Raw genomic sequence first — 15,942 nt, forward strand, 5'->3', positions numbered from 1 at the left:
GTCAGGCCGCGGTCAGTTCTCGGCCTTGGCGTCGGCCTGGCCGACACCCTTGCCCTCGACCGCCTGGTCGGAGCGGCTGAACACGTGGTCGACGAAGCCGTACTCCTTGGCCTCCTCCGCGCTGAACCAGCGGTCGCGGTCGGAGTCCTTCTCGATCTGCTCGACGGTCTGTCCGGTGTGCTCGGCGATGAGCTGCGCCATCTGCTTCTTGACGTAGAGCATCTGCTCGGCCTGGATCTTGATGTCGGTGGCGGTGCCGCCGATGCCGCCCGAGGGCTGGTGCATCATGACGCGGGCGTGGGGCGTGGCATAGCGCTTGCCCTGCGTGCCGGCCGACAGCAGGAACTGGCCCATCGAGGCGGCCATGCCCATCGCGACGGTGGCGACGTCGTTGGGGATCCAGTTCATCGTGTCGAAGATCGCCATGCCGGCGGAGATCGAGCCGCCGGGGCTGTTGATGTAGAGCCAGATGTCCTTCTCAGGGTCCTCGGCCGAGAGCAGCAGCAGCTGCGCGGCGATGGCGTTCGCGTTGTCGTCGCGCACGTCGGACCCGAGGAAGATGATCCGCTCCTTGAGCAGGCGGTTGTAGATGTGGTCGTCCAGACCACCCGGCATGCCGTTGCCGTTGGCGGAGGTCTCCGAAATCACCGTGTCTCCATCGTCGAAGTGGTCCAGCCTCTCGCCACGGGATGTGGCGCCTGGCTGGCTCGTCACTGACCCTAACGCCCGACCCCTCGGCCAGATTTCCCGAACCGCGCCGTGTTCGCCGTGAGCGCACAAACCTGAGCGGGAGGGGCGCAACCACACGCACGGACCCCACCGGTCGTATGCCGTCCGGCGGGGTCGGTGGGCCGAGCGCGGTCAGTCGGTCAGGCCGTTGTCCTGGCCCGAGTCGCCGAGGTCGGAGGCGTCGCTCTCGGGGCCGGTCTGCTCGGACGCGTCGTCGAAGGAGCCGTTGCCGCCGGCCTGGTCGAGCGAGCGGTCCCGCGGCTCGTCGACGGCGTTGCTGCCGTCGAGGTTGCCGCGGTCGGCGTCGTCGCCCTGGCCCTGCGGCGCGGGCCCGTCGCTGCCGTCGTCGTGCCCGGGGACGTTGGTGCCGTCGGCGTCGGTGCTGTTGATGTCGGTGTCCGCCATGCCTGCGGCCGACTCGTCGGTGCTGCTCATCTCTGGCTCCCTCGTCGAGGTGCGTGCCGCCGGACGGCGACCGTAGGCCACGTACCCGGGCCACCGGGTGGACAACCGCGGGGACACCAGCGGGGCCACGCCGTCGGTCGGACCCGGACACGGCGTGAGGCCGGCTCCCGAGCGGGAGCCGGCCTCACGGCGTTCGTGGTGGTGACGGTCAGGCGTCGGCCTTCTCGGCCTTCGCCTCGTCGGTGCCCTCGGCGGCGTCGACAGCCTCGTCCTCGTCGCCCTCGGTGCCGGGGACGGCCTCGTTGAGGTCGATGACGTTGCCGGCGGTGTCCTTGACGGAGACCTTCTCGAGGACCGTGGCGAGCGCCTTGCGGCGGGCGACCTCGGCGACCATGGCGGGGATCTGACCCTCCTGGTCGAGCGACTGGGCGAACTGGTTGGGGTCCATGCCGTACTGCTGCGAGCTCATGACGAGGAACTCGATGAGCTCCTGCTGCTCGACCTTGACCTCTTCCTTCTCGGCGATGGCGTCGAGGACGAGCTGGGTCTTGAGGCCCTTGCGGGTGCTCTCGCCGACCTCGGCACGGTGCTCGTCGTCCTCGAGGCGACCCTCGCCCTCGAGGTGGCTGTGCACCTCGGCCTCGACGATGCTCTCGGGGATCGGGACCTCGATCTTCTCGAGGATGGCCTCGAGGAGCTGGTCGCGGGCCGCGACGCCCTGGGCGAACTTGGCGTCGACCTCGGCCTTGGCCGTGAGGTCGGCCTTGAGCTCGTCGAGCGTGTCGAACTCCGAGGCCAGCTGGGCGAACTCGTCGTCGAGCTCGGGCAGCTCGCGCTCCTTGACCGCGGTGACGGTCACGGTGCAGCTGGCGTCCTGGCCCTCCTGGTCGCCACCGGCGAGGGGGGCGGTGAACTGCTTGGTCTCGTCGGCCGTCATGCCGACGAGCGCCTCGTCGAGGCCCTCGAGCATGTTCTTGCTGCCGACCTCGTAGGAGACACCGGTGACCTCGTCGATCTGCTCGCCGTCGATCTCGGCGGACAGGTCGATGGAGACGAAGTCGCCGTCCTGGACGGCACGGTCGACGCCCTTGAGCGTGCCGAAGCGGGCACGGAGGTCGGTGAGGCGCTGCTCGACGGCCTCGTCCTCGACCTTGGCCTCGTCGACGGTCAGCTCGATGTCGCTGAAGTCGGGCAGGTCGATCTCGGGACGCTTGTCGACCTCGGCCGTGAAGACGAAGTCCTCGCCGTCGGTCGCGGGCACCTGGAGGTCGGTGATCTCGGGCTGGCCGAGCGGGCGAACCTCGTTCTCCTCGAGGGCCTGGCCGTAGAACGTCGGAAGGGCGTTGTTGACGGCCTCCTCGAGGACGGCCGCACGGCCGACGCGCTGCTCGATGATGCGGGCCGGCACCTTGCCCTTGCGGAAGCCGGGCACCTGGATGTGCTCACCGATGTGCTTGATGGCCGCGTCGAGGCTCGGCTTGAGCTCCTCGAACGGGACCTCGACGGTCATCTTGACCCGGGTCGGGCTGAGGGTCTCGAGCGCACTCTTCACTGCGGGGTACTCCATAGGGGCTGGTGCCGACGTGGTCGTCGACGGTGAACGGACGGGCCAGCGCACCATGCTATAGGCCGCGCGGCGGATGGCTAAATGCGCGGATCGTCCGCCGGGCCCCCGCGCCTATGCTCGGGAGCCATGAGCACCCCTCCCGGCCCCTTCGCCTCCCCCGAGAGCGCCGCCCTGCGCCCGATCCAGATGGTGTCGGTCGCGGTCGGCATGGGAGCCCTGATGCTCAGTGCCGTGCGGATCCTCGTCGACCCGTCGGCGCCCCTGCCGTCACCGTGGGCCGTCGGCATCGTGCTTGCCACGCTCGTCGGGTCGGCCACCCTGATCCGCTACGTCGGGTATGCCGTTCCGGCGCTCCCGCACGGCCTGCCGCGCGAGAACGCGGAGACGACGAGCCTGCGCTACTTCACGTCGACGACGACCCTGCGCACCGCGCTGGCCGAGGCCCCCGTGCTCGTGGCGTTCGCGTGCTCGTTCGTCTTCACCCCGCACTCGTGGCTGACCCTGCTCATCGCGCTGCCGGGCGGGCTCGCGCTCTTCTGGGTGCACGGGTGGCCGTCGCCGCGCACGGCTGCCGCCGTCGAGGCCGGTCTCGAGGCCGACGGCGCCGAGAGCTGGCTCAGCGAGGCGCTCGGCTTCCGCTGAGCCCGAACTGACGTATGCCGTGTGGCGCGGGCTGAGGGACCGGCGCAGTCAGTCGACGGTCCCGCCGCTGCGCCAGTAGAACCCGTCGGCCCGGTCGAGGAAGCCCTCCTCGACGAGGTAGCGGCGCAGGGCCGCGACGTCGGGGTGGAAGGCGCGCAGGCGGTTGTTGACCTGGCTCTCGTCGTAGCGCTCGCCCGGCTCGAACTCCTGCGACAGCAGGTCGAGGACGACGAGGCGCTTGCGGATCTTCGTGGGGATGCTCGTCAGGGTGCCGTCGGCGGCGAGGAACGAGCGGAGGACGGCGTCGCGGTCGCGGAGGGCGTCCTGCAGGTCTGGGCGGAACATGCGACCCACGCTAGGAAGCGGGGCGTGCCGACGCCAAGGGAGTTTTGGAGCGGGCGACGAGAATCGAACTCGCGTGATCAGTTTGGAAGACTGAGGCTCTACCATTGAGCTACGCCCGCGGGGCACCGGTCTTGCCGGCGATCCGAGGCGTCAGCCTACTGGTTCGCGCCCGATCCACAGAAATCGACCCGCCCGCGCCGCGTGGGAAGAGGTCGGTTCGCCCGCCGGTTGTCGGCTACGATTCCGACGCCACGGGGTGTGGCGCAGCTTGGTAGCGCATTGCGTTTGGGACGCAAGGGCCGCAGGTTCAAATCCTGTCACCCCGACTTCGCGAAGCGGGGAAGGAAGCCGACGCAGTCGGCCCTCCTTCCCCGCTTCGCTGCGTCGGGGAGACAGGATGCCGGGAGGCCGAGCGGCGCGGCGAGGAACGAGCCGCCGCAGCGAGGCCGGCGTCCTGTCACCTCCGAGAGGCAGCCACGCGGCTCGGTCCGAAGGTCGTGGAGATCATCCGGCACCAGGCGCCGAAGGAACTCCTCGACCTGCCCGGCTGACGGTCGCGCGGCTAGGGCAAGAGGTCCAGGCGCAGCTCGTTGATCGTCCGCCCGGCCGCGATCCCCTTGGCCTCGAAGCCGTCCCGTGGCCGCCACTGCGGCCGGTCGATGCGATGGGCCTCGAAGCGCGGGTGCGCCGCGACCTCGGCGAGCGCGTGCTCGGCGTAGAAGTCCTGGTCGGTGGCGATGAGCACGTGGCCGCGCGGCTTGAGCACGCGCGCGAGCAGGTCGAGGTTGGCGGGGCTGACGAAGCGCCGCTTCGTGTGCTTCTGCTTGCGCCACGGGTCGGGGAAGAAGAGGTGGACGGCGTCGAACGTGGCATCGGTGACCCGCTCCTCGAGGAAGAGCACGGCGTCGCCGATCTCGACACGCAGGTTCGGCACCCCCGCCTCGTCGGCATCGGCGAGCATCCGGGCGAGTCCCGGGGTGTGGACGTCCATGGCGAGGATGTCGCGCTCGGGGAACGCGGCGGCATACGCGATCGCGGCGTGGCCGTGGCCGCAGCCGATCTCGAGCACGACGGGGGCGGTGCGCCCGAACGCGGCAGCGGGCTCGAAGGGCCCGTCTGGCACGGAGCGCGCGGGCGCGAGCCGCTCGACGCGGTCCTTGGTCAGGGACGACAGCCGGCCCCGGCGCACGAAGGTGCGGACGCGCGCGGGCGCGACGCCGGGCGGCAGGTCGGGCACGACGTGCTCCTTGCGCCGGTCGGGGCCGGCCTCGCGGGTCGGCGTCGTCGCTTCGCTGGGGTGCTCGCTCACGCAGGCATCGTAGTGACGGGCGGCGTCCACCCGAAGTTCGCGGCGGCACGCCTGCTCCGAGGAGGCCCGCGGGGCTACGGTGACAGGTGCACGGGGGCCACGAGACGGTCCTCGACGACGGAAAGGCTAGTCATGGGCGTCTTCGACAACATGAAGGACAAGGTCAGCGGGCTCGTCGACCAGCACGGCGACCAGGTGGGCGACGGCGTCGGCAAGGCCGGCGACCTCGTCGACGAGAAGACGGGCGGCCAGTACGCCGAAAGGGTCGACCAGGGTCAGGACGGCCTGAAGAACGCGCTCGACGGCCTCGACGGCCAGGACGACGACATCAACTGATCGTCACGGCGCCGCGCGCCGGGACGCGAGAGGCGGTGACCCGGCCGGGTCACCGCCTTCGTCGTGCACCGACCGGGCCCCCGGAGGGTCGCGACCGGTCAGGTGCGCCAGATCGTCACGACGGCGCGGTCGTCGCCGAGACCGGCCGCGGCCTGGTCGCAGAGCCGCTGGGCGAGCCCCTCGAAGCCGGTGCGGATGAACGACTCGGCGCGGCCGAGCATGCGGTCGATGCCGTCGACGAGGGCCTTGTCGCGGGCCTCGATGACCCCGTCGCTGTAGAGCACGAGGGCGTCGCCGCGACGGATCGTGCCGGTCTCGCGGGGGTACTCGGCGTGGTCGATGACGCCGAGCAGCGGCCCGCGACCACCGGAGAGCATCCGCCAGCGGCCCGACCCGGCCGCGAACTGCGCGGCGGCGGGGTGGCCGGCGTAGCCGATGGTGAAGTTGCCGGTCTCGAGGTTGACGGCGACGTGCACGGCCGTCGCGAAGCCCTCGGGCCAGCGCAGTCTCAGCAGGTGGTTGTTGGCGGACTGGAGGAAGCCCCGCTCGCTCATCTCGCCGAGCAGGCCCCCGAGCGCGCCGGAGAGGAGCAGCGACCGGGCCCCGACCTCGCGACCCTTGCCGGAGACGTCGACGAGGGCGATCTCGAGGGTGCAGCCGTCGGTGGAGCGACTCGCGACGACGAAGTCGCCGGCGAAGCTGTCGCCGTACGCCGACTCGAGCGCGACCTCGGCTCCCCACTGCGCGGGCAGCGGCGGCAGCTCGCCCTGGGCGCGGAGCCGGTCGCGCATGTCGACGAGCATCGACTCACCCGTGACCCCGACGACGCCGACCTGGGCCCTGGCGTGCGAGAGCCAGATCATGAGCAGCATCGTGACGACGGTGACGATCTGCGCCCCCGTGGTGGTCGGCTTCACCGGACCGAGGTAGGCCCCGAGGATCGCCATGGCTAGGAAGAGGCCGATGTAGACGACGAGCAGGTAGCGCGGCTCGAGGAACAGGCCGGCGGCCACGACGATGAGGCCGTAGACGCCCCACGGGACCACCGTCGGCCACACGAAGACGGCCGCCGTCGCGATGATGCTGAGGAGCAGGAACGCCGTGACGACGACCCAGGGGGCACGGCTGAGCCACGGGCCCAGGAGTCGGAGTCGTCGCATCGGTCCGGCAGCGTAGCGCGGGCGTCGAGAGACGGAGCTCTCGTTGTGGGCCACGTGCCTCCCTTGCGGCGATGAAGGGGGACGGCGGACGTCGCGACGTCAGCGTGCGTCCGAGTCCGGCAAAGCCGGCAAGTCCCCCGTGGTCTCGTACGCGGAAACCATACCCAGACGACGGCTGTGGCGCGCCTCATCGGTGAACTTCGTCGCCACGAAGGTGTCGACGATCTCCTTGGCGACGTCGTCGGCCGTGAACCGCGCGCCGATCGAGACGACCTGCGCGTTGTTGTGCTCGCGCGCGAGGCTCGCGAGCTCGGCGTTGTAGGCGAGCGCCGCCCGGATGCCGCTGACCTTGTTGGCCGCCATCTGCTCGCCGTTGCCCGACCCCCCGAGCACGACGCCGAGCGAGCCCTCGTCGGCCGCGACGGCCTCGGCCGCACGGAGCACGAACACCGGGTAGTCGTCCTGGGCGTCGTACGTGAACGGGCCGTGGTCGACGACCTCGTGGCCCGCGTCGCGCAGGTGCGTGGCGAGGGACTGGTGGAGCTCGTAGGCCGCGTGGTCGCCGCCGATGTGGATGCGCATGTCCGTCCTTGGGTGCGTCGAGTGGGGAAGGGTCAGGTGAAGATGGGACCGAGAGTGCGGGTGCGCTTGAGCTCGAAGAAGCCGGGCGTGCTCGCGACGAGCACGCAGCCGTCCCAGAGCCGGGCGGCGTCCTCGCCCTTGGGCGCGGGCGTCACGACGGGGCCGAAGAAGGCGACGCCGTCGACGGCGATGATCGGCGTGCCGACGTCGGTGCCGACGAGGCTGATCCCGCGCTTGTGGCTGCGGTGCAGGGCCGCGTCGTGCTTCTTGTGGTGGGCCTCCTTCGCCAGGTCGACGGGCAGGCCCACCTCCTCGAGCGACTCGCGGATGACCTCGTCGAAGTCGTTCATCTTGCGCAGGTGGATGCGGGTGCCCATGGCGTCGTAGAGCGGCTTGATGACGGAGTCACCGTGCGCCTCGACGGCGGCGATGATGACCCGGACCGGGCCCCACGCCTCGTCCATCCGTGCCCGGTAGGCGGCGTCGAGGTCGTGACGGTGCTCGTTGAGGACCGCGAGGCTCATGACCGACCAGGTCACCTCGATGTCGCGCAGCGTCTCGACCTCCATGAGCCAGCGGGAGGTCATCCACGCCCACGGGCAGATCGGGTCGAACCACATCTCGACGGCGTCGCGGCTCGTCTTCGGGCTGTCCTTCGCATCGGCCATGCGGCCCATCATGGCACTGCCACCTGCCCGCCCATCGCGGTGGTGGACGGGTCGGGGTTCCGTGCGAGGATGGCCCGCGACGACGGCGTCCGACCGACGATCCGTCGCGCCCCCAGCACCCTTCCCAGGAGGTCCCTACGTGCCCGGCAAGAACCTGACCCGCGACGAGGCGGCGAGCCGCGCCAGCATCCTGCGCGTCGACTCCTACGACGTCCGTCTCGACCTGACGACGGGTCCGGACAACTTCCACACCGTCACCACGGTCACGTTCACCTGCTCCGAGCCCGGCGCCGACTCGTTCATCGACCTCATCGCCGACTCCGTCGAGAAGGTCACGCTCAACGGCGTGGACCTCGACCCCGCCGAGGTCTTCGCGGACTCCCGCATCGCCCTCGCCGGCCTGGCCGCCGAGAACGAGCTCACCGTCGACGCCACCGGCCGCTACACCAATACCGGCGAGGGGCTGCACCGCTTCGTCGACCCGGTCGACAACGAGGTCTACCTCTACACGCAGTTCGAGGTCCCGGACTCCCGGCGGATGTATGCCGTCTTCGAGCAGCCCGACCTCAAGGCGTCCTTCCGCTTCACGGTGACCGCCCCGGCGCACTGGAAGGTGATCAGCAACTCCCCCACGCCCGCCCCGCAGGCCGCCGGCGTGGCCGACGGCGTCGAGCGCGCGACGTGGTCGTTCGAGCCGACGCAGCGCATCTCCTCGTACATCACGGCACTCATCGCCGGCCCCTACGACGAGGTCCGTGACGAGGTCGAGACCCGCAAGGGTGTCGTGCCGCTCGGCGTCTTCTGCCGCAAGTCGCTGACGCAGTACCTCGACGCCGACAACATCTTCGACTGCACCAAGAAGGGCTTCGCGTTCTTCGAGGAGGAGTTCGACCAGCCGTACCCGTTCGAGAAGTACGACCAGATCTTCACGCCCGAGTACAACATGGGCGCGATGGAGAACGCCGGCGCGGTGACCTTCGTCGAGGTCTACATCTTCCGGTCCAAGGTGTCCGAGGCGAAGATCGAGCGCCGCGCCCTGACGATCCTGCACGAGCTGGCCCACATGTGGTTCGGCAACCTCGTGACGATGAAGTGGTGGGACGACCTCTGGCTCAACGAGTCGTTCGCCGAGTGGGCGTCGACGACGTGCCAGGCCGAGGCCACCGAGTGGACGAGCGCGTGGACGACCTTCGGGACGTCGGAGAAGGCGTGGGCCTACACCCAGGACCAGCTCTCCTCGACGCACCCGATCGCGGCCGACATGCGCCACCTCGAGGACGTCGAGGTCAACTTCGACGGCATCACGTACGCCAAGGGTGCGTCCGTGCTCAAGCAGCTCGTCGCGTACGTCGGGCGCGAGCCCTTCGTGGCCGCGCTGCGCGAGTACTTCCGCAAGCACGCGTGGGGCAACACGACGCTGGCCGACCTGCTCGGCGAGCTCGAGAAGGCCTCGGGCCGCGAGCTGACCGAGTGGAGCAAGCTGTGGCTCGAGACGGCCGGCGTCAACACGCTGCGCCCCGTCTTCGAGGTCGACGCCGACGGCCGCTACAGCTCGTTCGCGGTCACGCAGACCGCGACCGAGGAGTACCCGACGCTCCGCCCCCACCGCATCGGCATCGGGCGATATGCCGTCCGGCCGGGTCAGGGCGGCGACGTGCTCGAGCGCATCGGTTACGACGAGGTCGACATCGCGGGAGAGCGCACCGACCTGGCCGAGCTCGTCGGCCAGGAGCAGCCGGACCTGCTGCTGCTCAACGACGACGACCTCGCCTACGGCAAGATCCGCCTCGACGAGCGGTCGCTCGCGACGGCGCTCTCCCTCCCCCGCGGTTTCACCGACTCGCTGCCGCGCTCGCTCGTGCTCGGCGCGACGTGGGACATGACGCGCGACGGCGAGATGCCGGCTCGTGACTTCGTCCGCTTCGTCCTCGAGTCGATGCCGGGCGAGACGGACTCCACGCTGCTGCGGGTCCTGCTCGGCCAGGTGTCGACGGCGGCCCGGCTCTACACGGCTCCGGAGCACCGGTCCGAGGTGTCGGCTCTGCTGTCGTCGTCCCTGCGCTCGCTCGCCGAGACGGCCGAGGCCGGCAGCGACGCCCAGTTCCAGCTCGTCGAGGCCTGGGCGGGCTCGACGTCCGACCCGGCCGACGAGGCTCGCCTGCGCGCGCTGCTGACCGGGACCGAGACGCTGCCGGGCCTCACCACCGACACGGAGCTGCGGTGGACCTTCCTCAAGGCCCTCGCGGCCCTCGGGGTGGCCGACGACATCGAGATCGCGACCGAGCTCGACCGTGACCCGACGGCCACCGGCAAGGAGCGCGCCGCCGAGGCGCTCGCCGCGCGACCGACCGCCGAGGCCAAGGCCGACGCCTGGGCCAAGGCCGTCGAGCGCAACGACCTGTCCAACCAGATGGTCGAGGCGGTCAGCGCCGGCTTCCGACGCAGCCGCGACCTGACGCTGCTCGAGCCGTACGTCGAGAGCTACCACGCGATGCTCGTCGACGCGTGGGCCGAGCGCAGCGTCGCCATCGGTGAGCGGGTCGTCGGCGGCTTCTACCCGTTCTCGCTCGCCAGCCAGGAGCTCAAGGACGCCTCGGACGCGTGGCTCGCGGCCAACGCCGACGCGGCGCCCGGCCTCGTGCGCACGGTCGCCGAGAACCGCGACACCATCGCGCGCGCCCTCGTGGCGCAGGAGCGCGACCGCCGCGGCTGAGCCCGTGGTGCGGGGCCGTCCGGACGGGCCGCCCCGCACCCAGGCTCCGCCGAGCCCGACTCCGAGCCTTCCTGATCGACCCTGACCGAGACCCTTGACGAGACCCTGACCGAGACCCCTGTGATCGACGCCTTCACGAACCTGACCCCTTTCGGCTCCACCCCGACACCCAGCCCGCCACCCGCCCAGGACCCAGCCATGACGCTTTCCGTGCCCGACCTGTCGACCCTGACGTGGGCCGGGGTCGGCGACTGGCTCGCCGGTGCGCCGTTGCTGATCCTGACGACCGTCGTCCTCGGTGTCGTCGCGCGCTGGGTGCTGCACCGGCTCATCGACCGGGTGGTCGCGACGGCGACGTCCCGGCGGGCGGAGCACCTCGCGAGGATCCCCGGCGCCGGGCGGGCGCTGCAGGCGGTGGGCGGCGTCGCCAACGCCCGCCACGTGCAGCGCACCGAGACCGTCGGAGCCCTGCTCAAGAGCATCACGACGTTCGTCGTCTTCGGGATCACCGCGCTCACGGTGATGTCGCTCGTGGGCATCCCCCTCGGGCCGATGCTCGCCTCCGCCAGCGTCGGCGGCGTGGCCCTGGCCTTCGGAGCCCAGAGCCTCGTCAAGGACTTCCTCTCCGGCGTCTTCATGATCGTCGAGGACCAGTACGGCGTCGGCGACGTCATCGACACGGGTGAGGTCGTCGGCACGGTCGAGAACGTGTCGCTGCGCGTCACCCAGCTGCGCGACGCGGGCGGCATGACGTGGTACGTCCGCAACGGCGAGATCATCCGCATCGGCAACAAGACGCAGGGCTGGTCGACGGCGATCGTCGACGTACCGATCGCCTACGACCAGGACGTCGAGAAGGCGATCACCGTGATCCGCGACGTCGTCGGCGTCATGGACGACGACGACGCCTTCAAGAACATCCTCCTCGAGGAGCCGAACGTCGTCGGCGTCGAGTCGATCGCGAACGGCGTCATCACGATCCGCATCATCGCCAAGACGATCGCCAACGAGCAGTTCGGCGTGCAGCGCGAGATGCGCGAGCGGGTCAAGGCGGCCTTCGACCGTGCCGGCGTGCGCAGCCCCCAGCCCGTCATGCCGCCCTACGGCGGGGCGGCCCCGCAGTGACCGCCGGCACCGCTCTGGGAGACTGGCCGACGTGACGTTCTACGACGACTTCGGTGGCCACGAGACCTTCGACCGGCTCGTGCGCGAGTTCTACCGCGGCGTCGCGGAGGACCCGCCGCTGCGTGCTCTCTATCCCGAGGAGGACCTCGGACCGGCGCAGGAGCGCCTGCGGATGTTCTTCGAGCAGTACTGGGGCGGACCCACGACCTACTCCGAGCAGCGTGGACACCCGCGGCTGCGGATGCGCCACGTGCCGTATGCCGTGACGCCCGACATGCGTGACCGCTGGCTGCTGCACATGATGAACGCCGTCGACACGCTCGAGCTCTCCCCCGAGAACGACGACCGGCTGCGTGACTACCTCACCCGGGCGGCATACTCCCTCGTCAACGCGCCGGGACCCGACGGCACCTTCTGAGCACTGCCTCACACTCCCGGGGACTCACAGCAACTCACAGCACATTCACGGGTCACGGTCCTCGAGCCGGGTGTTCTCTGGAGTCAGGTGTTTCCACGGTCGGACCACGCGTCCGACGACGACGGAGGGATGCGGCATGGTGTCGATCAACAAGAAGGTGGCGGGCGTCGCCGTGGTGGGTGCCGCGGCAGCCGCCATCGGACTCGGTGTCTCACAGGGGGCCCGCGCCGACGACGCCACGACGACGACGACCCCCACCCCGACAGTGACCTCGACCCAGGGAGACCCCACCCAGGGCACGACCGACAGCACGCCGGGCAACGGGCGCGGCTGGGGCCCCGGTGGCCGCCACGGCGGCATGGGACCGGGCATGGGCAAGGGCGTGGACCTCGCGGCGCTCGCAACGAAGCTCGGCGTCGACCAGACCAAGCTCGAGGATGCCCTCAAGACCGTGCGACAGGACCTCAAGGCCAAGCCCACTCCCGGGCAGGGCACGGCGACGAAGCCCGACCCCGCGACGATGCAGGACGAGCTGGCGACGAAGCTCGCGAGCGAGCTGGGCATCGATGCCGCCAAGGTCAAGGCGGCGTTCGCCGACCTTCGCGCTGCGCACGAAGCCGATGAGCAGAAGGCGTTCGACGACCGCCTCGCGCAGGCCGTCAAGGACGGCACGCTGACCCAGGCGGAGGCCGACGCGGTCAAGAAGGCCGCCAAGGCCGGCGTCATCGACATGCACGACGGACCCCACTGACGGTGGGCTGACTGCGCCGACGCAGGGCGTCACACGGGTCCCGGGTGACGCCCTCAGCGTGTCGCGAGGTGCGCCCGCAGGGAGGGCACGACGTGGTTGCGCAGGAGCGGCGCGAGGTCGGCCGGCAGCTCGTCCTCGAGACCCAGCCAGCGCTGCTCGGCGATCTCGGCGAGCGGCGCCGGGGAGTCCTCGGGGAGCAGGTGGGTGACGTAGACCGTTGCGTCGACCCAGGCACCCGGCTCGTTCGCCGCGACGTCGTGGAACCGACCCAGCGGCTCCCCGACACCCGACACGTCGAGTCCGACCTCCTCCATCACCTCGCGGACGGCCGCCTCGCGCGCGGACTCGCCCGGGTCGATCTTGCCGCCGGGCAGCATGAACCGCGTCGAGCCGGCCTTGCGGACGGTGAGCAGGTGGCCGTCCCTCACGAGGCAGAACGCCGCGGTGACAAAGGTCGTCATGCCCCCGACGGTAGTGCCGACTCCTCGGCGGTCTGCTCCCCGGGCTCCCAACGCACCCGGTGACCCGTGATCCAGGCGCTCGAGCGCTCGGTGACGACGAAGCGGAAGACGAGCCGCATCATCGCGTCGCGGACCGCGCGGCCGGCCCGTCCCGGGATCTTCGAGCTGCTGCTGCGCGCACCGGCGGCGACGATGCGCTCGACGCGCGCCCGTCGCGCGGTGTCGTATGCCGTCAGGGCCTCCTCCACCGTGCCTGCATCGCGCAGGCACGTGGCGAGGACGACGGCGTCCTCGAGCGCCAGGGCGGCTCCCTGACCCGAGCTCGGGGACGGCGCGTGCGCGGCGTCGCCGATGACGACCATCCGGTCGCGGTGCCAGCGGGCGACACGCGGCAGGTCCTGGGTGTTGTCGGCCCAGAGCTCGAGCCGGCCGCTCCGCACGAGGTCGGCGGCAGGCCCGGCGTCGGCGGCGAGCAGCCCCTCGAGGTGGTCGCGCCACTGTTCCGGGGTGCGCGCCGCGCGTTCGGCCGGGGTGATCGCCGGGCCGGGGACGTTGACGAACCACACGACGTCGCCGTCTGGCGTCGGGTGGGCTCCGAAGAAGGCGCGCGACCCGAAGACGAAGTGCCACTCCCGGGCTGGGAGGGCGCCGGCGATCGACGTCGCCTCGGTGATGCCTCCGAAGTTCGTCAGCCCGACGTAGCGCGCCGGAGCGGCTTCGGGATCGATGGTGCGACGGACCAACGAGCGGACACCGTCGGCGCCGAGGAGCAGGTCGCCCTCGAGCGTCGACCCGTCCTCGAGTGTCACCGTGACCCCGTCGGGGCGGCTCGCCACGTGCACGACCCGGCTGTCGTGACGCACGTCGATCCCGCGTCGCCCGGCCTCGTCGAGGAGAGCCGCGGCGAGGCGGGAGCGCTTCATGGTCACCGCGACGGTGCCGTCGTCGAGCGGCACGCCGAGGCTCATCGTGCCGAGCACGCGACCGGTGGCGCCGACCATGACATTGCGCTCGCTCGGGAAGCCGATCGGTGCGACGAGGTGCCGTGCGCCGAGCAGGTCGAGGGCGTGCAACCCGTTCGAGGCGAGCGTGAACCACGACCCGGCCTCGCCGTCGGACCGTGGCCAGGCCTCGAGGACGACGGGCTCGATCCCGGCCTGCTGGAGGGCGAGCGCGGCGGCCGGACCGGCGATGCCACCTCCCACGACGAGAGCCTTCATCTTGATACCCTTCCTTACGAGAATCGAATGTTTCGAGATTCGAAAGGTAAGGCCGATGTCGTCCGTCCGTCAACCCCCTGACCCCGGCAGGCGCGAGCAGCTCGTCCACGCGCTCGGGGACGCGATGCAGCAGTACCAGCGCTCGGTGCAGGCCTTCGACGACACCGTCGGGCGGGCCCTCGGCCTCGGACCGGCCGATCTGCGGTGCCTCGACTGGCTCGTCGACGGCCCGAAGTCCGCCGGCCAGCTGAGCACTGCGACGGGCCTGCGTCCGGCCGCGACGACAGCCCTCATCGACCGGCTCGCCAAGCGGGGCCTCGTGCGGCGGACGCGCTCTGAGGCCGACCGCCGCACCGTGCTCGTCGAGATGACCGAGCTCGGTCAGACGCGGACGTGGGAGGCTTACGGCCCGCTGGTCCGGGCCGGCCAGCCGATGCTCGACGAGCTGGACACCGAGCAGCTGGAGTTCATGGGCGACTACCTCCGCCGGATCACGGCGCTGACCGACGAGCACCGGACGCTGCTCGCTCGGCACCCACCCGAGCCCGCCTGACCGACGCCACCCCACGGCATACGCCGTCTGGTTCGCGCGCACGACGTGGCGGGCTCACCGGGTCGTGGGCGGACCCGCCTCGACGCGGCGGCGCACCTCGGCAAGACCGCGCGGCCCCGGCTCGAGGTCCCACCAGCTCTCGATCCACCACGTGGCGCCGGCCTGCTCCCAGGCGGCCGGCTGGGCGGGCTCGAGCGCGGTGAACGAGCCCCACGAGTCGGCCTCGATGACGACGTCGTAGGGCTCCGGGGCCAGACCCGCCTCCGCACGGAGCCGGTGCACCGCATCGACGACGGCCGCGAACGCCTCGACGGTCTTGGGCTGCCCGTCGGGCGGATGGATCGCGGGGATGAGGCCCTGCCAGCGCGCCGCCCGCTCGAGCGAACGCTGACGCCCACCCCCGGGCGTCGGTGCCCCGACGACCCAGACGGGCGGGTGGGGACGCTGCGGCGTCGGAGGCGGGAGCATGAAGTCGTTGGGCCCGGCGCTGTAGTGCTCACCGGCGTACGTGAAGGTCGAGGCGTCGCCGAGCAGGCCGGCGTAGATCGCCAGGCACTCGTCGAGCTTGCGGGCGCGCACCGCACGACCCTCGTCGGCCTCGAAGGCCGTCCACCCGGGGTGGAGAGCGCCGAGACCGACCGACATGAACGCCCGTCCGCCGCTGATCCGGTCGACCGAGCCGACGCGGGAGGCGAGGTCCCACGGGCGGTGACGGGAGGCCGGCGTCAGCAGGGTGCCGAGCCGGATGCGCTCGGTGACCATGGCGGCCGCGCCGAGCTGCACCCACGCGTCGACGCCGTAGAGCGCCTCCCAGCCGAGGACGGCGTCCCATCCCCGCTCCTCGCCGAGCCGCGCCAGATCGGCGAACTCACGCTCGGTGGCATACGGGACGACGAAGCCGCTCTTCATCCTCCGTTCCTACCAAGGGGCGGTGACAGCCGGCCACTGGCGACGCGTT

At 71.1% G+C, this 15,942-nt stretch carries 18 protein-coding genes and 2 tRNA genes; 8 read left to right on the forward strand and 12 right to left on the reverse strand.

Features of this window, described 5'->3' with window-relative positions:
* Positions 1-12 precede the first annotated feature (12 nt).
* The 3 genes from AC1DW8_RS14990 to tig all read right to left on the reverse strand — a co-directional run bounded on the left by AC1DW8_RS14990 (position 13) and on the right by tig (position 2,686).
* Positions 13-615: an ATP-dependent Clp protease proteolytic subunit gene (locus AC1DW8_RS14990; protein ID WP_056777619.1), complete on the reverse strand. Its 603-nt coding sequence runs from the start codon at positions 613-615 to the stop codon at positions 13-15.
* Positions 616-861: 246 nt separating this feature from the next.
* Entirely contained in the window at positions 862-1,164 is a 303-nt protein-coding gene (locus AC1DW8_RS14995) for a hypothetical protein (protein ID WP_056827175.1), read from the reverse strand.
* 178 nt (positions 1,165-1,342) lie between these two features.
* On the reverse strand, positions 1,343-2,686 hold the full coding sequence (tig, locus tag AC1DW8_RS15000) for a trigger factor (protein WP_056775932.1): 1,344 nt from the start codon (positions 2,684-2,686) through the stop codon (positions 1,343-1,345).
* Between the two features lie 141 nt (positions 2,687-2,827).
* Here tig and AC1DW8_RS15005 point away from each other — a divergent pair, with 141 nt between their 5' ends.
* Positions 2,828-3,343: a hypothetical protein gene (locus AC1DW8_RS15005; protein ID WP_056775930.1), complete on the forward strand. Its 516-nt coding sequence runs from the start codon at positions 2,828-2,830 to the stop codon at positions 3,341-3,343.
* A 48-nt stretch (positions 3,344-3,391) separates the two neighbouring features.
* Here the strand turns inward: AC1DW8_RS15005 and AC1DW8_RS15010 are convergent, their stop codons facing one another.
* Positions 3,392-3,688, reverse strand: coding sequence for a DUF2087 domain-containing protein (locus tag AC1DW8_RS15010; RefSeq protein ID WP_056775929.1), 297 nt, complete (start codon positions 3,686-3,688; stop codon positions 3,392-3,394).
* A gap of 45 nt (positions 3,689-3,733) precedes the next feature.
* Positions 3,734-3,807: transfer RNA gene (locus AC1DW8_RS15015), tRNA-Gly, on the reverse strand.
* 133 nt (positions 3,808-3,940) lie between these two features.
* Here AC1DW8_RS15015 and AC1DW8_RS15020 point away from each other — a divergent pair.
* Positions 3,941-4,014: transfer RNA gene (locus tag AC1DW8_RS15020), tRNA-Pro, on the forward strand.
* A gap of 236 nt (positions 4,015-4,250) precedes the next feature.
* On the opposite strand, the gene trmB is transcribed toward AC1DW8_RS15020, so the two are convergent.
* Positions 4,251-4,997: a tRNA (guanosine(46)-N7)-methyltransferase TrmB gene (gene trmB / locus AC1DW8_RS15025; protein ID WP_478095016.1), complete on the reverse strand. Its 747-nt coding sequence runs from the start codon at positions 4,995-4,997 to the stop codon at positions 4,251-4,253.
* A 132-nt stretch (positions 4,998-5,129) separates the two neighbouring features.
* On the opposite strand from trmB, the gene AC1DW8_RS15030 reads away from it, so the two are divergent.
* Positions 5,130-5,333: an antitoxin gene (locus AC1DW8_RS15030; protein ID WP_478095018.1), complete on the forward strand. Its 204-nt coding sequence runs from the start codon at positions 5,130-5,132 to the stop codon at positions 5,331-5,333.
* Between the two features lie 98 nt (positions 5,334-5,431).
* Here the strand turns inward: AC1DW8_RS15030 and AC1DW8_RS15035 are convergent, their stop codons facing one another.
* The 3 genes from AC1DW8_RS15035 to AC1DW8_RS15045 form a co-directional block, all read right to left on the reverse strand.
* Positions 5,432-6,493, reverse strand: a complete 1,062-nt coding sequence (locus AC1DW8_RS15035) for a PP2C family protein-serine/threonine phosphatase (RefSeq protein ID WP_478095020.1) — start codon at positions 6,491-6,493, stop codon at positions 5,432-5,434.
* Positions 6,494-6,592: 99 nt separating this feature from the next.
* Positions 6,593-7,075 (reverse strand): ribose-5-phosphate isomerase, encoded by a 483-nt coding sequence (locus AC1DW8_RS15040; RefSeq protein ID WP_056775923.1) that lies wholly within the window; start codon positions 7,073-7,075, stop codon positions 6,593-6,595.
* 32 nt (positions 7,076-7,107) lie between these two features.
* Positions 7,108-7,743: a mycothiol-dependent nitroreductase Rv2466c family protein gene (locus AC1DW8_RS15045; RefSeq protein ID WP_056775921.1), complete on the reverse strand. Its 636-nt coding sequence runs from the start codon at positions 7,741-7,743 to the stop codon at positions 7,108-7,110.
* A gap of 139 nt (positions 7,744-7,882) precedes the next feature.
* Between AC1DW8_RS15045 and pepN the strand changes: the two genes are divergently transcribed.
* The 4 genes from pepN to AC1DW8_RS15065 all read left to right on the forward strand — a co-directional run bounded on the left by pepN (position 7,883) and on the right by AC1DW8_RS15065 (position 12,750).
* Entirely contained in the window at positions 7,883-10,456 is a 2,574-nt protein-coding gene (pepN, locus tag AC1DW8_RS15050; RefSeq protein ID WP_478095023.1) for an aminopeptidase N, read from the forward strand.
* A 198-nt stretch (positions 10,457-10,654) separates the two neighbouring features.
* Positions 10,655-11,581 (forward strand): mechanosensitive ion channel family protein, encoded by a 927-nt coding sequence (locus tag AC1DW8_RS15055; RefSeq protein ID WP_056777613.1) that lies wholly within the window; start codon positions 10,655-10,657, stop codon positions 11,579-11,581.
* A 31-nt stretch (positions 11,582-11,612) separates the two neighbouring features.
* A complete protein-coding gene (locus tag AC1DW8_RS15060) occupies positions 11,613-11,999 on the forward strand; it encodes a globin (RefSeq protein WP_082619777.1) in 387 nt (128 codons plus the stop codon).
* Between the two features lie 136 nt (positions 12,000-12,135).
* A complete protein-coding gene (locus AC1DW8_RS15065; protein WP_478095026.1) occupies positions 12,136-12,750 on the forward strand; it encodes a hypothetical protein in 615 nt (204 codons plus the stop codon).
* A 53-nt stretch (positions 12,751-12,803) separates the two neighbouring features.
* Here AC1DW8_RS15065 and AC1DW8_RS15070 read toward each other — a convergent pair whose 3' ends face one another.
* Both AC1DW8_RS15070 and AC1DW8_RS15075 read right to left on the reverse strand, forming a co-directional pair.
* Complete coding sequence (locus AC1DW8_RS15070) at positions 12,804-13,211, reverse strand: NUDIX hydrolase (protein WP_056775915.1); 408 nt, start codon at positions 13,209-13,211, stop codon at positions 12,804-12,806.
* Positions 13,208-14,431 carry an FAD-dependent oxidoreductase gene (locus tag AC1DW8_RS15075; RefSeq protein WP_478095028.1) on the reverse strand — a complete coding sequence of 408 codons (1,224 nt, stop codon included), beginning with the start codon at positions 14,429-14,431 and terminating at the stop codon, positions 13,208-13,210. The genes AC1DW8_RS15070 and AC1DW8_RS15075 overlap by 4 nt, the downstream gene beginning before the upstream one ends.
* A gap of 55 nt (positions 14,432-14,486) precedes the next feature.
* Here AC1DW8_RS15075 and AC1DW8_RS15080 point away from each other — a divergent pair, with 55 nt between their 5' ends.
* Positions 14,487-14,984 carry a MarR family winged helix-turn-helix transcriptional regulator gene (locus AC1DW8_RS15080; RefSeq protein ID WP_056775911.1) on the forward strand — a complete coding sequence of 166 codons (498 nt, stop codon included), beginning with the start codon at positions 14,487-14,489 and terminating at the stop codon, positions 14,982-14,984.
* A gap of 54 nt (positions 14,985-15,038) precedes the next feature.
* Here the strand turns inward: AC1DW8_RS15080 and AC1DW8_RS15085 are convergent, their stop codons facing one another.
* Positions 15,039-15,893, reverse strand: coding sequence for an LLM class flavin-dependent oxidoreductase (locus tag AC1DW8_RS15085; RefSeq protein WP_478095030.1), 855 nt, complete (start codon positions 15,891-15,893; stop codon positions 15,039-15,041).
* Positions 15,894-15,942 lie beyond the last annotated feature (49 nt).

The organism is Terrabacter sp. P2_E3 (assembly GCF_056403915.1).